The sequence below is a fragment of the Kutzneria viridogrisea DSM 43870 genome, from assembly GCF_000525635.1.
In the GTDB taxonomy this organism is placed as follows: Bacteria; Actinomycetota; Actinomycetes; order Mycobacteriales; family Pseudonocardiaceae; genus Kutzneria; species Kutzneria viridogrisea.
Map to the genome: position 1 here is coordinate 8,705,556 of NZ_CP007155.1, position 16,231 is coordinate 8,721,786.

The 16,231-nt window shown below is 71.2% G+C and carries 17 protein-coding genes; 7 read left to right on the plus strand and 10 right to left on the minus strand.

Features of this window, described 5'->3' with window-relative positions:
• Position 1 precedes the first annotated feature (1 nt).
• The 5 genes from KALB_RS37915 to KALB_RS37935 all read right to left on the minus strand — a co-directional run bounded on the left by KALB_RS37915 (position 2) and on the right by KALB_RS37935 (position 4,750).
• Positions 2-1,009, minus strand: a complete 1,008-nt coding sequence (locus KALB_RS37915) for an MCE family protein (RefSeq protein ID WP_025360900.1) — start codon at positions 1,007-1,009, stop codon at positions 2-4.
• Entirely contained in the window at positions 1,006-2,106 is a 1,101-nt protein-coding gene (locus tag KALB_RS37920; RefSeq protein ID WP_025360901.1) for an MCE family protein, read from the minus strand. Before KALB_RS37920 ends, KALB_RS37915 begins: the two co-directional genes overlap by 4 nt.
• Before the next feature lie 3 nt (positions 2,107-2,109).
• Entirely contained in the window at positions 2,110-2,898 is a 789-nt protein-coding gene (locus KALB_RS37925; protein WP_025360902.1) for an MlaE family ABC transporter permease, read from the minus strand.
• Between the two features lie 10 nt (positions 2,899-2,908).
• Complete coding sequence (locus KALB_RS37930) at positions 2,909-3,661, minus strand: MlaE family ABC transporter permease (RefSeq protein WP_035966547.1); 753 nt, start codon at positions 3,659-3,661, stop codon at positions 2,909-2,911.
• Between the two features lie 114 nt (positions 3,662-3,775).
• Positions 3,776-4,750, minus strand: coding sequence for an LLM class F420-dependent oxidoreductase (locus KALB_RS37935; RefSeq protein ID WP_051912845.1), 975 nt, complete (start codon positions 4,748-4,750; stop codon positions 3,776-3,778).
• Between the two features lie 103 nt (positions 4,751-4,853).
• Between KALB_RS37935 and pabB the strand changes: the two genes are divergently transcribed.
• Both pabB and KALB_RS37945 read left to right on the plus strand, forming a co-directional pair.
• Positions 4,854-6,824, plus strand: a complete 1,971-nt coding sequence (gene pabB, locus KALB_RS37940; RefSeq protein ID WP_025360904.1) for an aminodeoxychorismate synthase component I — start codon at positions 4,854-4,856, stop codon at positions 6,822-6,824.
• A 69-nt stretch (positions 6,825-6,893) separates the two neighbouring features.
• Positions 6,894-7,367: a hypothetical protein gene (locus tag KALB_RS37945; RefSeq protein WP_025360905.1), complete on the plus strand. Its 474-nt coding sequence runs from the start codon at positions 6,894-6,896 to the stop codon at positions 7,365-7,367.
• Between the two features lie 48 nt (positions 7,368-7,415).
• On the opposite strand, the gene KALB_RS37950 is transcribed toward KALB_RS37945, so the two are convergent.
• Together KALB_RS37950 and KALB_RS37955 are read right to left on the minus strand one after the other, a co-directional pair.
• The gene (locus tag KALB_RS37950) at positions 7,416-8,174 is read right to left on the minus strand and encodes a VOC family protein (RefSeq protein WP_025360906.1); all 759 of its coding nucleotides are present in this window, start codon (positions 8,172-8,174) and stop codon (positions 7,416-7,418) included.
• An 86-nt stretch (positions 8,175-8,260) separates the two neighbouring features.
• On the minus strand, positions 8,261-8,818 hold the full coding sequence (locus KALB_RS37955; protein ID WP_025360907.1) for a PadR family transcriptional regulator: 558 nt from the start codon (positions 8,816-8,818) through the stop codon (positions 8,261-8,263).
• Between the two features lie 105 nt (positions 8,819-8,923).
• On the opposite strand from KALB_RS37955, the gene KALB_RS37960 reads away from it, so the two are divergent.
• Together KALB_RS37960 and KALB_RS37965 are read left to right on the plus strand one after the other, a co-directional pair.
• A complete protein-coding gene (locus tag KALB_RS37960) occupies positions 8,924-10,249 on the plus strand; it encodes a carotenoid oxygenase family protein (protein ID WP_025360908.1) in 1,326 nt (441 codons plus the stop codon).
• Complete coding sequence (locus KALB_RS37965) at positions 10,246-10,905, plus strand: VC0807 family protein (RefSeq protein ID WP_025360909.1); 660 nt, start codon at positions 10,246-10,248, stop codon at positions 10,903-10,905. Before KALB_RS37960 ends, KALB_RS37965 begins: the two co-directional genes overlap by 4 nt.
• Before the next feature lie 219 nt (positions 10,906-11,124).
• Here KALB_RS37965 and KALB_RS37970 read toward each other — a convergent pair whose 3' ends face one another.
• Entirely contained in the window at positions 11,125-11,751 is a 627-nt protein-coding gene (locus KALB_RS37970) for a TetR/AcrR family transcriptional regulator (RefSeq protein WP_148309812.1), read from the minus strand.
• An 86-nt stretch (positions 11,752-11,837) separates the two neighbouring features.
• On the opposite strand from KALB_RS37970, the gene KALB_RS37975 reads away from it, so the two are divergent.
• On the plus strand, positions 11,838-13,037 hold the full coding sequence (locus tag KALB_RS37975; protein ID WP_025360911.1) for a cytochrome P450: 1,200 nt from the start codon (positions 11,838-11,840) through the stop codon (positions 13,035-13,037).
• Positions 13,038-13,041: 4 nt separating this feature from the next.
• Here the strand turns inward: KALB_RS37975 and KALB_RS37980 are convergent, their stop codons facing one another.
• Complete coding sequence (locus KALB_RS37980; protein WP_148309813.1) at positions 13,042-13,488, minus strand: hypothetical protein; 447 nt, start codon at positions 13,486-13,488, stop codon at positions 13,042-13,044.
• A 62-nt stretch (positions 13,489-13,550) separates the two neighbouring features.
• Positions 13,551-14,384 carry a CPBP family intramembrane glutamic endopeptidase gene (locus KALB_RS37985; protein ID WP_025360913.1) on the minus strand — a complete coding sequence of 278 codons (834 nt, stop codon included), beginning with the start codon at positions 14,382-14,384 and terminating at the stop codon, positions 13,551-13,553.
• A gap of 87 nt (positions 14,385-14,471) precedes the next feature.
• On the opposite strand from KALB_RS37985, the gene KALB_RS37990 reads away from it, so the two are divergent.
• Together KALB_RS37990 and KALB_RS37995 are read left to right on the plus strand one after the other, a co-directional pair.
• Positions 14,472-15,548 carry a sensor histidine kinase gene (locus KALB_RS37990; protein WP_025360914.1) on the plus strand — a complete coding sequence of 359 codons (1,077 nt, stop codon included), beginning with the start codon at positions 14,472-14,474 and terminating at the stop codon, positions 15,546-15,548.
• Positions 15,536-16,174: a LuxR C-terminal-related transcriptional regulator gene (locus KALB_RS37995; RefSeq protein ID WP_025360915.1), complete on the plus strand. Its 639-nt coding sequence runs from the start codon at positions 15,536-15,538 to the stop codon at positions 16,172-16,174. Before KALB_RS37990 ends, KALB_RS37995 begins: the two co-directional genes overlap by 13 nt.
• The last annotated feature ends 57 nt before the right edge of the window (positions 16,175-16,231 follow it).

Below are 16,231 nucleotides of genomic sequence, written 5' to 3' on the forward strand. Positions count from 1 at the left end.
CTCACCTCGTCGGCTGGCAGCGGGGCACCCCGCTGCTGATCATCGGCGTGTAGAGCGAGTCGCCCAGCTTGATCCGCAACCCGCACAGGTACACGTTGAAGAAGCTGCCCCAGGCGCCTGTCCTGGCCAGGTCGCGGTAGGCCTCGGGCAGCTGGGCCAGCACCGAGTTGAGCGTGTCCCGGTTGGCGTTGAGCCCGGTGGCCAGCCTGCCCAGCTGGTCGATGTCGGCGCGCAGCGCGGGACGGGTCTGCGCCAGCAGCTCGGCGGTCCGCGCACTGGCCTCGTCCACGTGGGACAGCGCGGCGCCGATCTGGTCCCGCTGGGCGTCCAGGCCGCCGACCAGCCGTTGCAGGTCGACGATCAGCTGGGACAGCTCCCCGTCCCGCTGGTGCACCGTGCCCAGCACCGAGTTCAGGTTGTCGATCACCCGGCCGATCACCTGGTCGCGGTCGGCCAGCGTGGCGGTGACCGAGGCGATCGAGCCCAGCAGGGCCTCTACGGTGCCGCCCTGTCCTTGCAGCACAGCGACCAGTTCCCCGGACACGGCGTTGAGCTGGTCCGGGGACAACGCGGCGAGCAGCGGCTTGAACCCGTCGAACAGTGTGTCCAGGTCCACCGCGGGCGTGGTCTGCGCGAGCGGGATCGTGCCGCCCGCAGGCAGCCGCTCGTCGGGACCGACCCCCTGTGCGAGCTCCAGGTACCTGTCGCCGACCAGGTTCTTGTAGCGGACCGCCGCCCTGGTGCCGACCATCAGCGGGAAGGAACTGAGCGCGGTAAACTCCACCAGCACCGAGTTGTCCGGTCGCGCGGCCAGGTCCTGCACCGAGCCCACGTCGATGCCCGCGACCCGCACCCGGTCGCCCGGCCCGAGGTTGCCCGCGTCGGACAGCACCGCCCGGTAGCCGGTGACCGGCCCGGTGACGGCCGCGCCGGAGAGCAGGGCGCCGACCAGCGCCGTGGCCAGTGCCGTGACGGACAGGAACGCGACCAGCTTCAGGCCCGTGTTCACCTCGGCACCGCCTTGCCGAACAGGATCTCGGCCAGCGGCGGGCGCGGACCGGCGGGGCGCGACATCTCCGGACCGCCAACGGGGTTGTCTGGCAGGCCGTGGCAGTCGGGGCCGGTGCCGCCGCGCACCACGGGCAGGTCGTCGGGGTAGTGGTACGGCTCAGCGCCGAAGCTCGGTGCGAGCACCACGTTGACGCCCCGGTCGTCGACGGCCTTCTCCAGTAGCGCGCGGTTGACGTCCAGTCCCTGGAACAGGCACGAGAACATGGCGGAGTAGCGGGCGAACAGCCGCGTGGTCGGCGACAGCACATCCAACGCACTGACGAACGGACGTTCTACAGAACCAAGGAATTTGGCGGTGTGGTCGCCGAACTCGGTCAGCGACACCAGGAACGCGGCGAACTGGGCCCGCTTGGCCACGAGCGTGTCGCTGGTGGCGCCGAGGTTGCCGCCGATGCGCAGCAGGTCGGGGGTGATGTCGGTGTACGTGCGCAGCACTGGCAACGATTCGTCCAGGTCCTGGTGCAGCTGCGGCAGGCTGGGCGTGAGCCGACCGAGGTAGCCGTCCAGGTCGGTGAGCACCGTACCGAGCTTGGACCCGTTGCCGCGCAAGGCACCCGCGACCGCGGTCAGCGCCGAGTCGAGCTTGGCGGGCTCGACCGCGCGCAGCAGGTCCAGGGTGTGCTCGAAGGTCGTGTTGATCTCCACGGTGACCTCGGCGCCCGCGATCACCGCGTCCGCGCGGATCGGCCCCCGGGCGGGGTGCCGCGGGCGGACCAGCTCCAGGTACTTGGCACCGAACACGGTCGGCGGCACGATCTTCGCGCGGGCATCGCCGGGGATCCGGGCGGCCAGGTCCTCGAACAGTCCTATGTGGATAGTTGCTCCGGCTGGCGTAGCCTGCACCGAGCGGACCGAGCCCACGTCCACGCCGAGTACCTTAACCGGGGCGCCTGCGTCCAGCAGCAGACCGGATCGGTCGGCAAGCACGGTGATCGGCACTACCCTGTCCAGTTCCCGGTTGAACTGCGCCACCACCAAGGTCGCCGTGACGGCCAGTGCCACGACGAAGGCGATCCCGAGCAGGCGGTGGCGCACGCCTCACCCCGAGATGTGCACTGTGGACGGTCCACTGAAGACGCTCAGGTCCACCGCGAGGTCGACCAGCAGCACGGCCACCAGCGAGGTGCGCACCGCGCGGCCGACCGCCAGGCCCACACCGGCGGGCCCGCCCCGGGCGAAGAACCCGTGGTAGCAGTGCACCGACACGACCACGAGCGACATCAGCAGGGCCTTGGCGAAGGCCCAGCCCAGGTCCGCCGGGTGCAGGAACGTGCCGAAGTAGTGCTCGTAGGTGCCGACCGACTGGCCCTGCACGAGCACGATCACCAGCTTGGTGGCGGTGTAGCTCGCGATCAGTGCGACGCAGAACAGCGGCACGACCGCGAGCAGCCCGGCCACGATCCGCGTGGTCACCAGGTACGGCACCGAGGGCACCGCCATGACCTCCAGCGCGTCGACCTCCTCGGCCACGCGCATGGCACCGAGCTGCGCGGTGAAGCCCGCGCCGACGGTGGCGGTCAGCGCGATGCCCGCGATCAGCGGGGCGGCCTCGCGGGTGTTGGCGTAGGAGGACAGGAACCCGGCCAGCGCTTCGGCCCCGATCCGGGACAGCGCGGTGTAGCCCTGCAGGCCGATCTCCACGCCCACCGCCGAGGTCATGAACGCGACGACCACCACGGTGCCGCCGATCGCGGCCAGCCCGCCGCTGCCCAGCCCGACCTCGGCGAGCAGCCGCAGCACCTCGCGCCAGTAGCGGCGGACCGCGCGTGGGGTCCAGCCGAAGGCCCTCGCGTGGAAGGCCAGCTGCCTGCCCAGTTCGGTCAGCACCGAGGGCCCCTCATCCACGCAGCGGCAGGAACGCCGCCGTGATCAGGCTGTTGGCCAGGAACAGCAGCATGAACGCGATCACCACGGTCTGGTTCACGGCCTCGCCGACACCCTTGGGGCCGCCGTGCGCGCGCAGCCCGAGGTGGCAGGCGACCAGCCCGGCCAACAGCCCGAACACCGCGGCCTTGAACTCGCTGACCAGGAAGTCGGGCAGACCGGTGAGCAGGGTCAGGTTGGCGGCGAACAGGCCGGGGCTGGCGTGCTGGGCGAACACCGAGAAGGCGAAGCCCGCGGCCAGCCCGGTCAGGGTCACCAACCCGTTGAGGCACAGGGCGACCGCGGTGGAGGCGGCCACCCGGGGCACCACGAGCCGGTGCACCGGGTCCAGGCCGAGCACGCGCACCGCGTCGATCTCCTCGCGGATCTTGCGGGCGCCCAGGTCGGCGCAGATCGCGGTGGCCCCGGCCCCGGCGACCACCAGGGCGCTGACCAGCGGGCCGATCTCGCGCACCACCCCCAGCCCCGCCCCGGCCCCGGCCAGGTCGGCCCCGCCGAGCTCGATCAGCAACTGGTTGAGCTGGAACACGGTGATCACGCAGAACGGCACGGCCATCAGCAGGGTGGGCAGGATCGAGACGCTGGCCACGAACCAGGCCTGGCGCACGAACTCACGAGCCGGGAAGGGCCCGCGAAAGGCGAGCCGGAACGAGTCCAGTGCGGTGGCGTAGAAGCTTCCGACGGCGGCGGCCGGTCCAGTGAGCACTGTCGCGTAACCCCCTTTCCGGGCTCAGGCTTTTATACCCGAACCCGATTCAGGAGATTTGCTCACCCGCGCGAGGGAATTGCATGACCGACCGTCGCCACAATTGCGGAAATGTCATCCGAAAGCGTGGGTGAGCGTGTCACCCGCAAGGCGAATCGTATCCGTTCCGCTGGCCTGGGGCAGGTTGAACACCAGCCCGTCCAGTCCCGCGTCCAGGTAGGCGGCCACCTGCTCCACGACCTGGTCCGGGTCGCCGACCACGGTGGCCGTGCGCAGTTCCTCCGGGTCCATGCCGTGCCTGGCGGCCAGCTGCACCAGCCTGTGCTCGGCCTCACCGGCGGTGGGCGCGATGATCAGTGTGCCCAGCCTGGTCCTGGTGATCTCGGCCGGGTCCCTGCCCTCGGCCTCGCAGTGCCGGTCCAGCACCGCCAGCTTGTGCCGCACGGTGGGGATGTCGCCGAACAGGTTGCACGCGTCGGCGTACTTCGCGACCAGCCGCAACGTCCTGCGCTCGCCACCGCCGCCGACCAGCACCGGCGGGCCGCCGGGGGTCACCGGGCGCGGCTCGTTGAGCGCACCGCTGATCCGGTAGTGCTCGCCCTGGAAGCTGGGCGCGGGCTCGCGCAGCATCGCGCGGATGATCCGCAGCGCCTCCTCCAGCCGGTCGAACCGCTCGCCGACCGGCGGGAAGTCGAAGCCGTAGCCCTCGTGCTCCTCGCTGTTCCACGCCGCGCCGATGCCCAGCACGGCCCGTCCCGAGGAGATCACGTCCAGGGTGGTCAGCGTTTTCGCCAGCAGCGCGGGATTGCGGTAGGTCACCCCGGTGACCATCGCCCCCAAACGCACCCGGCTGGTGCGCGCGGCCAGCCCGGACAGCAGGGAATACGCCTCCAGCATCGGTTCTTCCCTGCGCCCGCCCGCGGGGACCTGGATCTGGTAGAAGTGGTCCATCACCCAGAGCGAGTCGAATCCGGATTCCTCGGCGGCCACCGCGCTGAGCACGATCCGCTCGAACAACTGCTCGGTCGGCACCTGGTAACTGAAGCTGGGGATCTGCAGGCCGAACCTGGTCACCTTCGTCTGAGTCATGACACCGCAGTGTTGCTCCTGGTGCGCGCTCCAGGTCAAGCCTGGTCCGTGAGATTGGGCGCACCGACGTGGAGTACCGGCTGGTAGCGGGTTACCGTCCCCCGTGCGCACGTTGCTCGTGGACAACTACGACTCGTTCACCCACAACCTCGCCCACTACCTGGCCGAGGTCACCGGGTGCGCCCCCGTGGTGCTGCGCAACGACGACCCGCTGCTCAGTCCCGCGCTGTTGACCGAGTTCGACAACGTGGTCCTGTCCCCCGGCCCCGGCACGCCCGAGCAGGACACCGACCTGGGCCGCTGCCTGGAGCTCCTCGATCGCTGCGAGCTGCCGCTGCTCGGGGTCTGCCTGGGCCACCAGGCCATCGCGCACGCCTTCGGCGCCAAGGTGGCCCGTGCACCGCAGCCACGGCACGGCCGCACCTCCCCCGTGCTGCACGAGGGCGAGGGCCTGTTCGCCGGTCTGCCCTCCCCGTTCGAGGCGGTGCGCTACCACTCGCTGGCCGTCACGGACCTGCCGGAGCAGATCGAGCCCACCGCGTGGACCCCGGACGGAGTGCTGATGGGCCTGCGGCACCGCGACCGTCCACTGTGGGGAGTGCAGTTCCACCCGGAGTCGATCCGCACCGAGCACGGGCACGCACTGCTGCGCAACTTCGCGGAGCTGAGGCCGCACGGGGCGCGGCGCCCGGTGATCAGCACCAGCGGTGCGAATCCCAGTGGTGGCAAGCCCAGTCGTAGTAGGCGCTGCCGGGTGCACGTCCGCGAGCTGGCCACCGACTGGCACGAGGAGGTGGCCTTCGACCGGCTGTTCCGGCCCAGCAGGTACGCCTTCTGGCTGGACAGCGGGGACCGCGACCGGTTCTCGATCATGGGTGACGCCCGGTCGGCGGTGCGCGCGCAGGACGTGCCGGGCGGCTTCTTCGACTGGCTGGACGGCGAACTGCGCCAGGTCGAGGTGGACGTGCCCGAACTGCCCTTCGAGTTCGCGCTGGGCTGGGTCGGCTACCTCGGCTACGAGCTCAAGGCGGAGTGCGGCGGGGAGCGCGCGCACACCTCGCCGTACCCGGACGCGGTGCTGGCCTTCGCTGAGCGCGCACTGGTGTTCGACCACTTGGAGCACAGGACGTACCTGCTCGCGCTGGACCAGACCTGGCTGGACGAGGCCGAGACGGCGTTGATCGGACTGTCCGATGTGGACCCGATCTACCATGGACGCCCGCAGGGACCCAGCCGCGTGCACCTGCGGCACGGCAGGAACCGCTACCTGGAGTCGATCGCGGCCTGCCAGGACGCCATCGCCGCTGGCGAGACCTACGAGGTCAACCTGACCAACGCCCTGCGCGCCCGTGGGGACCTGGACCCCTGGCAGGCGTACCAGTTCCTGCGCCGCAACAACTCCACCCCGTTTGGCGCTCTGCTGCAACTGGACGAGCTGTCCGTGCTGAGCACCTCGCCGGAGCGGTTCCTGCGCGTGGACCGGCACGGCGCCGTGGAGTCCAAGCCCATCAAGGGAACCCGGCCCCGTGGCGACACGCCCGAGCAGGACGAGTTGCTGCGCGAACAGTTGCGCACGAGCGAGAAGGACCGCTCGGAGAGCCTGATGATCGTCGACCTGGTGCGCAACGATCTGGCCCGCTGCGCCGAGATCGGCTCGGTACACGTGCCCGGCCTGTTCCAGGTGGAGAGCTACCCGACCGTGCACCAGCTGGTGGCCACGGTGCGCGCGCAGCTGCGAGCCGACGCCAGCGCGGTGGACTGCGTGCGGGCCGCGTTCCCCGGCGGGTCGATGACCGGGGCGCCGAAGATCCGCACGATGCGGTTGATCGACCAGCTGGAGGGCGCGGCGCGCGGGGTCTACTCCGGGGCGATCGGCTACTTCTCGCTGACCGGGGCCGCCGACCTGAGCATCGTGATCCGCACCGCGGTGATCACCCCCGGTCTGGTCGACTACGGGGTGGGTGGGGCCGTGGTCGCGCTGTCCGACGCCGAGGCGGAGTACGAGGAGACGGCGGTGAAGGCCGCGCCGCTGCTGGACCTGCTCGGCGCGGAGTTCCCCGATCGAGTGATGTGATCTGCGGGAACCGCTGCGCGGGTCAACCATGGACCGGGTCATGTTCCGACCCAACTCCAGAGGTCACCCATGAACAAGACCGCCATCGGGATCATCGCCGCACTCGCCGTCGCCGCCGTGCTCTCCGTCGCCGGGCTGAGCCTGGCCTCGGCACAATCCGAGTACTCCTCGGCTCCCTCGGGTACCGCCCAGGACGTGCGTCAGGCACGGGACGCCCTGGCCACAGCCGTGCAGCTGCACGACCTCGCGGGAGTGCGCAAGGCCGCCGACCAACTGGTGCCCGCGCTGGCCGCCGTGCACACCGAACTGGATCGGGGCGCGCTGCGCCCGGAGACCGCCAACTACCTGAGCACCGCCGAGCGGCAGAACGCCGAACTGCGCGCACAACTGACCGTGCCCGCACCGCGCGGCGGCATCCTGGACTCGGTGACCGGACTGGTGAACTCCTTGCTGGACACCGTCAAAGGGCTGCTCAACGGGTTGCTCGGCGGAGGCGGCAGCTCCAGCACCACCACGACCACCAGCACCTCATCGGCAGGCTGAGCGAGGCCGTGGGCGGTGACCGGACCGATCACCGCCCACGGCCCGCGATCACTGCTCGGCCACCGACATCAGCGAGAACAGCGCGCCCATCGGGTCCTGGATCGTGGCCATCCGGCCGTACGTGGTGTCCTTGGGCGAGTTGACCACCGTGGCCCCGTGCTCGTCGGCCAGATCGGCCACGGCATCGGTGTCGGCCACGGCGAAGTACACCGCCCAGGCCGGGATCGTGTCCGGGAACTGGCCGATGCCGCCCACCGGGCGACCGGCCACCTCGAGCGTGGTGTAGTCCATGCCGCCCATCGGGGCACCGATCTCCAGGCCGAACACCTTGGCGTAGAAGTCGCGCGCGGCCGGACCGTCCCCAGTGGACAGTTCGTTCCAGATGACCGTGCCTGGCTCGTTCACCAGCTGCGAGCCGCGGTGCACCCCGGACTGCCAGGCGCCGAAGACCGCGCCGGTGGGATCGGCCGCGATCCACATCTTGCCCTGGCCCCGCACGTCGATCACCCCGGTGAAGGGCTGACCCCCGTTGTCCACCACCGACTTGAGCGCGGCCTCCGCGTCCTCGGCGGCCAGGTAGGTGGTCCAGGAAGGCGGCATCTCGTCCTGGCCGGGCGGGGGCTGCATCAGCCCGGCCACGGTCTTGCCGCGCAGGAGGGCCTGGGTGTAGCCGTGCGTCTCCGGCGGGCCCACCTCGTACTGCCAGCCGAACAGCGCGGCGTAGAACTCCTTGGACGCCTCGATGTCAGGTGTCGACAGGTCGACCCAGCACGGGGTCCCCTGGGCGTAGTCGCTTGCCTCGGGCATCTTGTCCTCCGCCTGATGTGCGAACGCCCCCATCGTGCCAGCGGCGCCACGGCCCGATGGCAGGAAACCTGACTACATCACCGGATTCAGCCATTCGTTGACGGTGCGCTACCCGCCGGGTACTTCTCCAGTTCGGCGAGCACCCAGCGCGCCCAGTCCCGCTGCAACTCGTACCAACGCAGGCCGAACTCGGCGGCGAAGCGCGCGAACCCAGGCCGCACACCGGGTTCGGCCTGCTGGTCGATGTGCTCGATGGACTCGGTCAGCTCGGCGGCGACCCCGCCGCTGGCCTCCGCCATCCGGCTGACCAGTTCCCGGGTGTCCTCGATGTCCAGGGAGGACAGCATGAACAGCCGCAGCACGAACTCGTTGCGGGCGGGCGTCTCGCCCATCGGGCTGAACATCCACTGGCGCAGTTCGGCGCGCCCCGGCCCGGTGATCCCGTAGGTGCGGCTGCCGCGCGCGCCCTCCTCGACCACCTCCACCAGACCGTCCGCGGTCATCCGCTTGAGCTCCGGGTAGATGTGGCTGTGGCTGGCGTGCCACGCGTGCGCCGAGAGCGACTGCTCGAAACGTTTGGCCAGGTCGTAACCGGTCTGCGGGGTGTCGGCGAGCAGTCCGAGCAGGGCGTGGCGCAGTGACATGGTGACCTCCTGTACCGAGCGTACATGACAAAGCTGACATGTTGCCGTTGACATGTACGCGCCGACATGTCAGCCTCGTCATGTCACCGAGGGAGGGACGACACCATGGACCACCAGTTGCCCGGCCACCTGGCGCCGGTACCGGACGAGATCAGCACGGTCGACCTGGCCGTGACGGGCACGCTGCCCACCGAGCTGACCGGCCGCTACTTCCGCAACGGCCCCAACCCCAAGCCCGGTGAGCCGGTGCGGCACTGGTTCAGCGGCAGCGGCATGCTGCACGGGGTGCGGCTGCGCGAGGGCCGCGCGGAGTGGTACCGCAACCGGTGGGTGCGCACGAACAAGGTGGAGCGCTTCCGCGAGGACGGCTCGATCGACTTCAGCGGGGGCGTGGCCAACACCTCGGTGCGCGAGCACGCGGGGCGGGTGTTCGCACTGGTCGAGAGCAGCTTCCCGGTGGAGATCGACCGCGAGCTGAACACGATCGGCAGCCACGACTTCGACGGGCGGCTGACCACCGCGATGACCGCCCACCCGAAGGAGGACCCCGACACCGGGGAACTGCACTTCTTCGGCTACAGCGCGATCCCGCCGTTCCTGACCTACCACCGGCTCGCCGCGGACGGCACCCTGGTCGCCAGCCACGAGGTTCAGGTGCCCGGGCCGACGATGATGCACGACTTCGCGATCACCGAGCACAACGTGGTCTGGCTGGACCTGCCCGCGGTGTTCGACCGGGAACTGGTCGGCAAGACCCTGCCGTACCGGTGGAGCGAGGGCTACGGCGCCCGCATCGGCGTGATGCCCAAGACGGGCGGGCCGGTGCGGTGGTTCGAGGTCGAGCCCTGCTACGTGTTCCACGTGGGCAACGCGTGCGAGGACGCCCAGGGCCGGGTCGTGGTCGACGCCGTGCGCTACGACCGGGCGGCGTGGATGACGCTGTGGCCCAGCATCGGGGGCAAGGAGGACCCGGCCGAGCACGCCGCGTCCACCGGCACCAGCAAGCTCCACCGGTGGACCCTGGACCCGGCGACCGGGCAGGTGTCCGAGCAGCAGCTCGACGACCGCTCGGTGGAGTTCCCCACCCTCAACGACCTGCGCACCGGCAAGCAGAACCAGTTCCTGTACGCCGTCAGCCACGCGGACCTCGTCAAGTACGACACCGCCAGCGGCGCCACCCAGGCGCACTCACTGGGCGCGGGCTGGCACGCGGGCGAGGCCGTGTTCGTCCCCGCCGAGCAGGCCCGCAACGAGGACGACGGCTGGCTGCTGTCCATCACCACCCACGACGACCCCGAGGTGCCCTCCCGGCTGCTGGTACACGACGCCACCGACCTGGCCGCCGGACCTGTCGCCACGGTGCACCTGCCGCGTAGGGTTCCGGCTGGCTTCCACGGCACGTGGATCGCCGACGAGGGGGAGAACCGATGAACAAGGCACCTGGTCCGCTCGCCATCCTGCTGTCGCTGGTCTGGGACGTCGGCCTCTCGCTGGGCGCCTACTTCGTGGCCCACTGGCTGGGCGCCAGCGACTACCTGGCCCTGCTCGCCGGTTCCGCCGCCGCCCTGCTGCGCCTGCTCTACGTCGCGCTCAAGGCCCGCAAGCTCGACGTGTTCGCCGGGTTCATGCTTGGTGTCTTCCTGTTCGGGTTCGCCATGTCCTTCCTGTCGGGTGACGCCCGGTTCCTGCTGATCAAGGAGTCCTTCGGCACCGGCATCGTGGGCCTGGCCTTCCTCGGCAGCCTGTTCCTCGGGCGCCCGCTGATCTACCACGCGGCGCTGCGCGGCAAGGTCGGCAAGCCCGAGGAGGTCGCCGAGTTCGAGCACAAGTGGGCCACCCTGCCCGGTTTCCGCCGCACGTTCCGGATCATGACCGGCGTCTGGGGCGGTGGCCTGCTCGCCGAGGCGCTGGTCCGCATCCCGCTGGTCTACCTGCTCGACACCTCGGTCGCCGTGACCGTGTCCAGCGTGCTGTTCATCGGCACCATGGTCGCGCTGTCCCTGTGGAGCGGCATGTACGCCAAGCGCGTGCAGGCCCGCGCCGCCGCGGCTGCCGCTGCCGCCGAGACGGACACCGCGAACGCCTGAGCAGCGGCTCATGTCCTGAAGGTGCCCTTCGCGACGCCCAACGCCGCGAAGGGCACCTTCAGGACGCGGAGCGTGCGCGGGCCAGCGTGACGGCGAGCCCGTGCCCCAACGTCGCGAAGGGCACTTTCGCGGCGATCCGTCCGGCTGGTGGAGCCCGCAGCGAAAGGACCCTTCGCTGCGCCCAGCGCAGTGAAAGCCACCTTCGCGGCGTCTTGGGCCTCAGCGGGGCAGGTCGGCGGCGAAGATGGAGCGGGTCCAGACGGCGGTCAGGGTGTCGATCAGCTCGCGGTCGTCGCGGACCAGACTGGGCGAGGTGAAGTGCCGGGCGATGCAGTGCTCGGTCATGCCGATCAGCATGGTGGCCAGCGCCTCGGCCGAGGGCGGGCCGTCGGGGGCCTGGCCCTCCTCGCGCTTGTGCCGGATCACGGCGGCGGAGGCCTCGATCAGCCGCGCGGTGAGCCCCGCCGTGAACTCCCTCGCCTCGGGCGGGGAGTCGGGGTTCTGCGCGGCGAGCAACACGGCCCCGTGCTCGCGCCACATGCGCACGGCGACCTCCACGCTCTGGCAGATCTCGTGCCCGGGCTCGCCGGTGCTGGGCTCCAGCCAGGTGTCGACATCGGCCAGCAGCGCGTCGGCGGCCTTGTCCAGCAGCGCGGACAGCAGCGCCTGCTTGGACTCGAAGTAGAAGTAGAAGCTGGAACGGGAGATGCCCGCGCCCGCGGCCAGCTCACCGATACCGATCTCGGCCAGCGGCTTGACCGCCAGCAGCCGCTCGGCGGTCTCCAGGATCGCCTCCTGCTTGAGGTCCCCCTTGCTCGGGCCCCTGCGGCGCAACGGAGTCGACATCGGCACAGACTACCCCTATCAACATGGTGACGAAAAAAATCGACACGATGTTGACTCCGTGAGGTGGTCCGGGTCACAGTGGAGTCATGACCGCTGTCGAGGACGCCCCGCCGCTGGGGTTCGACCCGTTCCACCCGGCGTTCCAGGCTGATCCCTACGCCCACTACCGCCCGCTGCGCGAGAGCAGCCCGGTCTACCGCAGCCCGTCCGCCGTCTGGGTGCTCAGCAGGCACGCCGACTGCATGGAAGTGCTGCGGGACAACAACTTCGGACACTACGACGACTCCGGCCAGCACGTGGGCATGAACGGCGCGGTCGGCGACCTGTCCTTCCTGACCATGGACCCGCCCGACCACACCCGGCTGCGCGGACTGGTCAGCAAGGCGTTCACGGCCAAGGTGGTGCGCTCCCTGCGGCCACGGGTGCAGGAGCTGGTGGACGAGCTGCTCGCGGGCCTGCGCGGCCGTACCGAGGTCGACCTGATCAGCGAGTTCGCGCACCCGCTGCCGGTCAAGGTGATCAGCGAGATGCTCGGGGTGCCCGCCGCGGACCAGGACCGGTTCACCGACTGGTCCAACGCCCTGGCCCGCGGTCTGGACCCCGAGTTCCTGCTCACCCCGCAGCAGCTGGCCTGGCGCAACGAGGCCAAGGCCGAGTTCGACGACTACTTCCGAGGTCTGATCGAACTGCGCCGGGCCGAGCCCGCCGAGGACCTGCTCAGCGGGCTGGTCGCCGCCGAGCAGGACGGGGTGGTGCTGACCGAGCAGGAGCTGCTGGACACGCTGACCCTGCTGCTGGTGGCCGGGCACGAGACCACGGTCAACCTGATCGCCAACGGCACGCTCGCCCTGCTGCGCAACCCCGACCAGTTCGAGGTGCTGCGGGCCAACCCGGACCGCGCGCCCGAGGCCGTCGAGGAACTGCTGCGCTACGACCCGCCCGTGCAGTTGACCATGCGGGTGGCCAAGTCCGAGGTGCGGCTCGGCTGCCAGCTGATCAAGCGCAACGACCTGGTGATGGCGCTGATCGGCGCGGCCAACCGCGATCCCGAGGTGTTCGAGGATCCGGACCGGCTGGACCTGCTGCGCCCCGCGGGCAGGCAGCTGGCGTTCGGCCAGGGCATCCACTTCTGCCTGGGCGCACCGCTGGCCAGGCTGGAGGGCCAGCTGGCACTGGCCGGTCTGGTGCGGGCCTTCCCGGAGATGCGGCTACTCGACGAGCACCCGACGTACCGGGAGAACCTGGTGCTGCGCGGGCTCGCCGCGCTGCACGTCGGACTCGGCTGAACGCTCAGCGCACCTCGACCGTCACGGTGAACTCCTCCAGCGCGGCACAGCGCATCGGGCCGTTGCTGGAGGAAGGGCACAGCGGGCGAGCCGCACTCAGTTTCACGGTGCCAGCGTGCTTGGCCACGAACGAGGCGTCGGTCTCGCCCTGCGGCACCCGGATCTTCGGGTGCGGGTCGCGGACCAGTGCGTCGTTGTCCACCTCAACGCCGTTCCACATGCTGTCGCCGACCGCCTTGAGCGACACCAGCACCGTGCCACCCGCCGTGACGCACAGGGTGCGGCCGTTGTCGGTGGCCGTGACGGTCGGCGACTGCTGGCAGGTGCCGCTGCTGGTCGGCGTGGCCGAACTGGGCGGACCCGCCGCGGAGTCGATGGTCCCGTGCGCGGCGCAGCCCGCCGCGAGCACCGCCACCGCCACCGCCGTCACCGCTGTACCACCGGCTCGCATGTCGCCTCCCTGGTGTCGTCTCCTGCGGAAGGGACGGTGCCCGCGGGCCGCGGGGTTGCACGTCAGTGCTCCAGGGCTGGTCGCGCGGGGTGGCCGGACTCGCCCACCCGCTTGCGCAGCACCAGGATCAGGCCCGCGGCCAGCAGCCAGCTCACCACGCTGGCCGGGCCCACCAGCAGCGGGTCCACGGCGCGGCCACCGGCGGAGACCGCCTTGATCAGGTCGGGTGCGAGCTGGCTGACCACGGCGTGCGCGAGCACGGTGGGCCACACCGAGCCGGTGACCAGGCGCAGGAACCCGATCAGCACGCCGATCAGCACGGTGGACACCAGCACGCAGACCAGGCCCACCAGCGGCGGGTGGCCGGGGTACTGGGCGCCCAGCACGGTGACCGGGGCGTGCCACAGGCCCCAGACCACCCCGCCCGCCAGCAGCGCGGGCCAGGCGCCCAGCGGTAACAGGCGGGGCAGCAGGAAGCCCTGCCAACCCAACTCCTCCCCCAGGAACAGCGGCAGGCTCACCAGGTAGGACAGCAGGATGCCGCCGACCTGGACGTGGCCGAGGTCCACCGGGAACACCCCAAGCGCCGAGCTGAGGCCCAGGGAGAGCAGGAGGATCGCGGTCGGGACCCCGAACCCGGTCAGGCAGTGCCGCCACTGCCCGCGCGGCCAAACCAGCCCGACCGCCCGGACCGAGCGGGTGACCGCGAGCGCCGCGAGTGCGGGCGTGGCCATCATCGCCGCGATGATCACCTGCACCCACGGACCGTCCACCTGGGTCGTGCTCGTGCGTTGGAATCCGCTCCCCCACAGGGGAATCGTCACCGCCCACGCCCCGGCGAAGGCCAGCAGCAGGAAGGTGGCGACCTGGTTGCGCGCTATCTTTGCGGTGCTCACACACTCAACGTAGGAAGACCCGGGGCGCCGTCCCAGGGTGCGCGCACCCCGAACGGGGTGTAGCCAGCTACACCATCTCGGGGGGCGATGGTGCGGGAATCGCTGCGGGCCACCGGGTACCTGGCCGTCGGCGCGGGAACGGCGTTGCTCGCACTGGTCACCCTGCCGCTGGGGCCATACGGGCGCCGCGTGGCCGCGGTCGAACGCAGCCGGGCGGGCCGGCGGCTGGGCACCACCATCGAAGCCGGGGAATCCCCGCGCGTGCTGCTCTGGCACCTCGGCCACGGCCTGTCCGGGCTCGTGCTGGGCTACCTCGCGCTCGGGCTGTGGCCGGTGCTGCTGCTCGCGCTGGGGCTACCGCTGTGGTGGCGGCTGCTGCCCGGCGGCGTCCTGCTGAGCTTCGGCCCGGTCGCCACCGGCGTGCCCAGCGCGCTGCTGCTCGGGCTCGTCCAAGCGGCGCTGGTCCTCGCACTGCTCGTCGTGGCGCTGCCGAGGCTGGCGACCGGGCAGGCCCGGCTGGCCGAGGTGCTGTTGCGGCCCACGGCGCGGGAGCGCGGCGAGCGGGCGGTGCTGGCGCACGGGGACGAGGTGCACCGGATCGAGCGCGACCTGCACGACGGGACGCAGGCCCAGCTGGTGGCGATCTCGCTGCGGCTGGGACTGGCCGAGCGCGCGTTCAGCGCGAACCCGGCCGGGGCGCTGGACCTGGTGCGCGAGGCGCACGACGGGGTGGAACAGGCGCTGGTCGACCTGCGCCACCTCGTGCACGGCGTGCACCCGCCGGTGCTGACCGAGCGCGGGCTGGTCGGGGCGGTGCGCGGGCTGGCGGCGCGCTGCGGGGTGCCCACCTCGGTGCGGGCCGGCCGGGACCTGGACCGGCTGGCGCCGGCCGTCGAGGCGGCTCTGTACTTCGTGGTGGCCGAGGCGCTGACCAACGTCACCCGGCACGGTGAAGCGTCCGAGGTGTGTGTCCGCATCGGGCGGTCCCGGCGCTCGGTGTGGGTGAGCGTGCGCGACGACGGCCGCGGCGGTGCCGCCGAGCGAGTGGGCGGCGGGCTGGCCGGGATCCGGCGCAGGGTCGCCGCGCTGGCCGGGCGGACCCGGCTGACCAGCCCACCGGGTGGGCCGACCGAACTGAGGGTGGTGCTGCCGTGCGGATCGTGATCGCCGAGGACAACGCGTTGCTGGCCGAGGGCCTGGTGCTGCTGCTGACCAGCGTGGGCCACGAGGTCGCGGCCCTGGTGGGCAGCGGCCCGGAGGTGGTGCCCGCGCTGCTGGAGCACCGGCCGGACGTGGCCGTCGTGGACGTGCGGCTGCCGCCGACCCGCACCGACGAGGGCCTGCGCGCGGTGCTGGCCGTCCGCGAGCGGCTACCCGGGCTGCCCGTGCTCGTGCTGTCCCAGCACGTGGAGCAGGGCTGCGCCGCCGACCTGCTGGCCGGGGGCGCGCAGGGGCTGGGCTACCTGCTCAAGGACCGGGTGGGCCGGGTGCAGGACTTCCTGGACGCCCTGGAGCGGGTGGCCGGCGGCGGCACCGCGCTGGACCCCGAGGTGGTCTCGACGCTGCTGAGCAGGCGAGACGACCCGCTGGAGGGCCTGACACCGCGGGAGCGTGAGGTGCTGTCCCTGATGGCACAGGGGCACGCCAACGGCACGATCGCCGAGCTGCTGGTGATCACCGAGCGGGCGGTCAGCAAGCACATCGCCAACATCTTCGCCAAGCTCGACCTTCCGCCGACCGACGCGGGGCACCGCAGGGTGCTCGCGGTGCTGCGGCACCTGCGGGCCTGAGCCGAGTGGTCCAGACCTTGACACTGCGTGCCGGTCTGTATGCAATGAGCCAAGCCG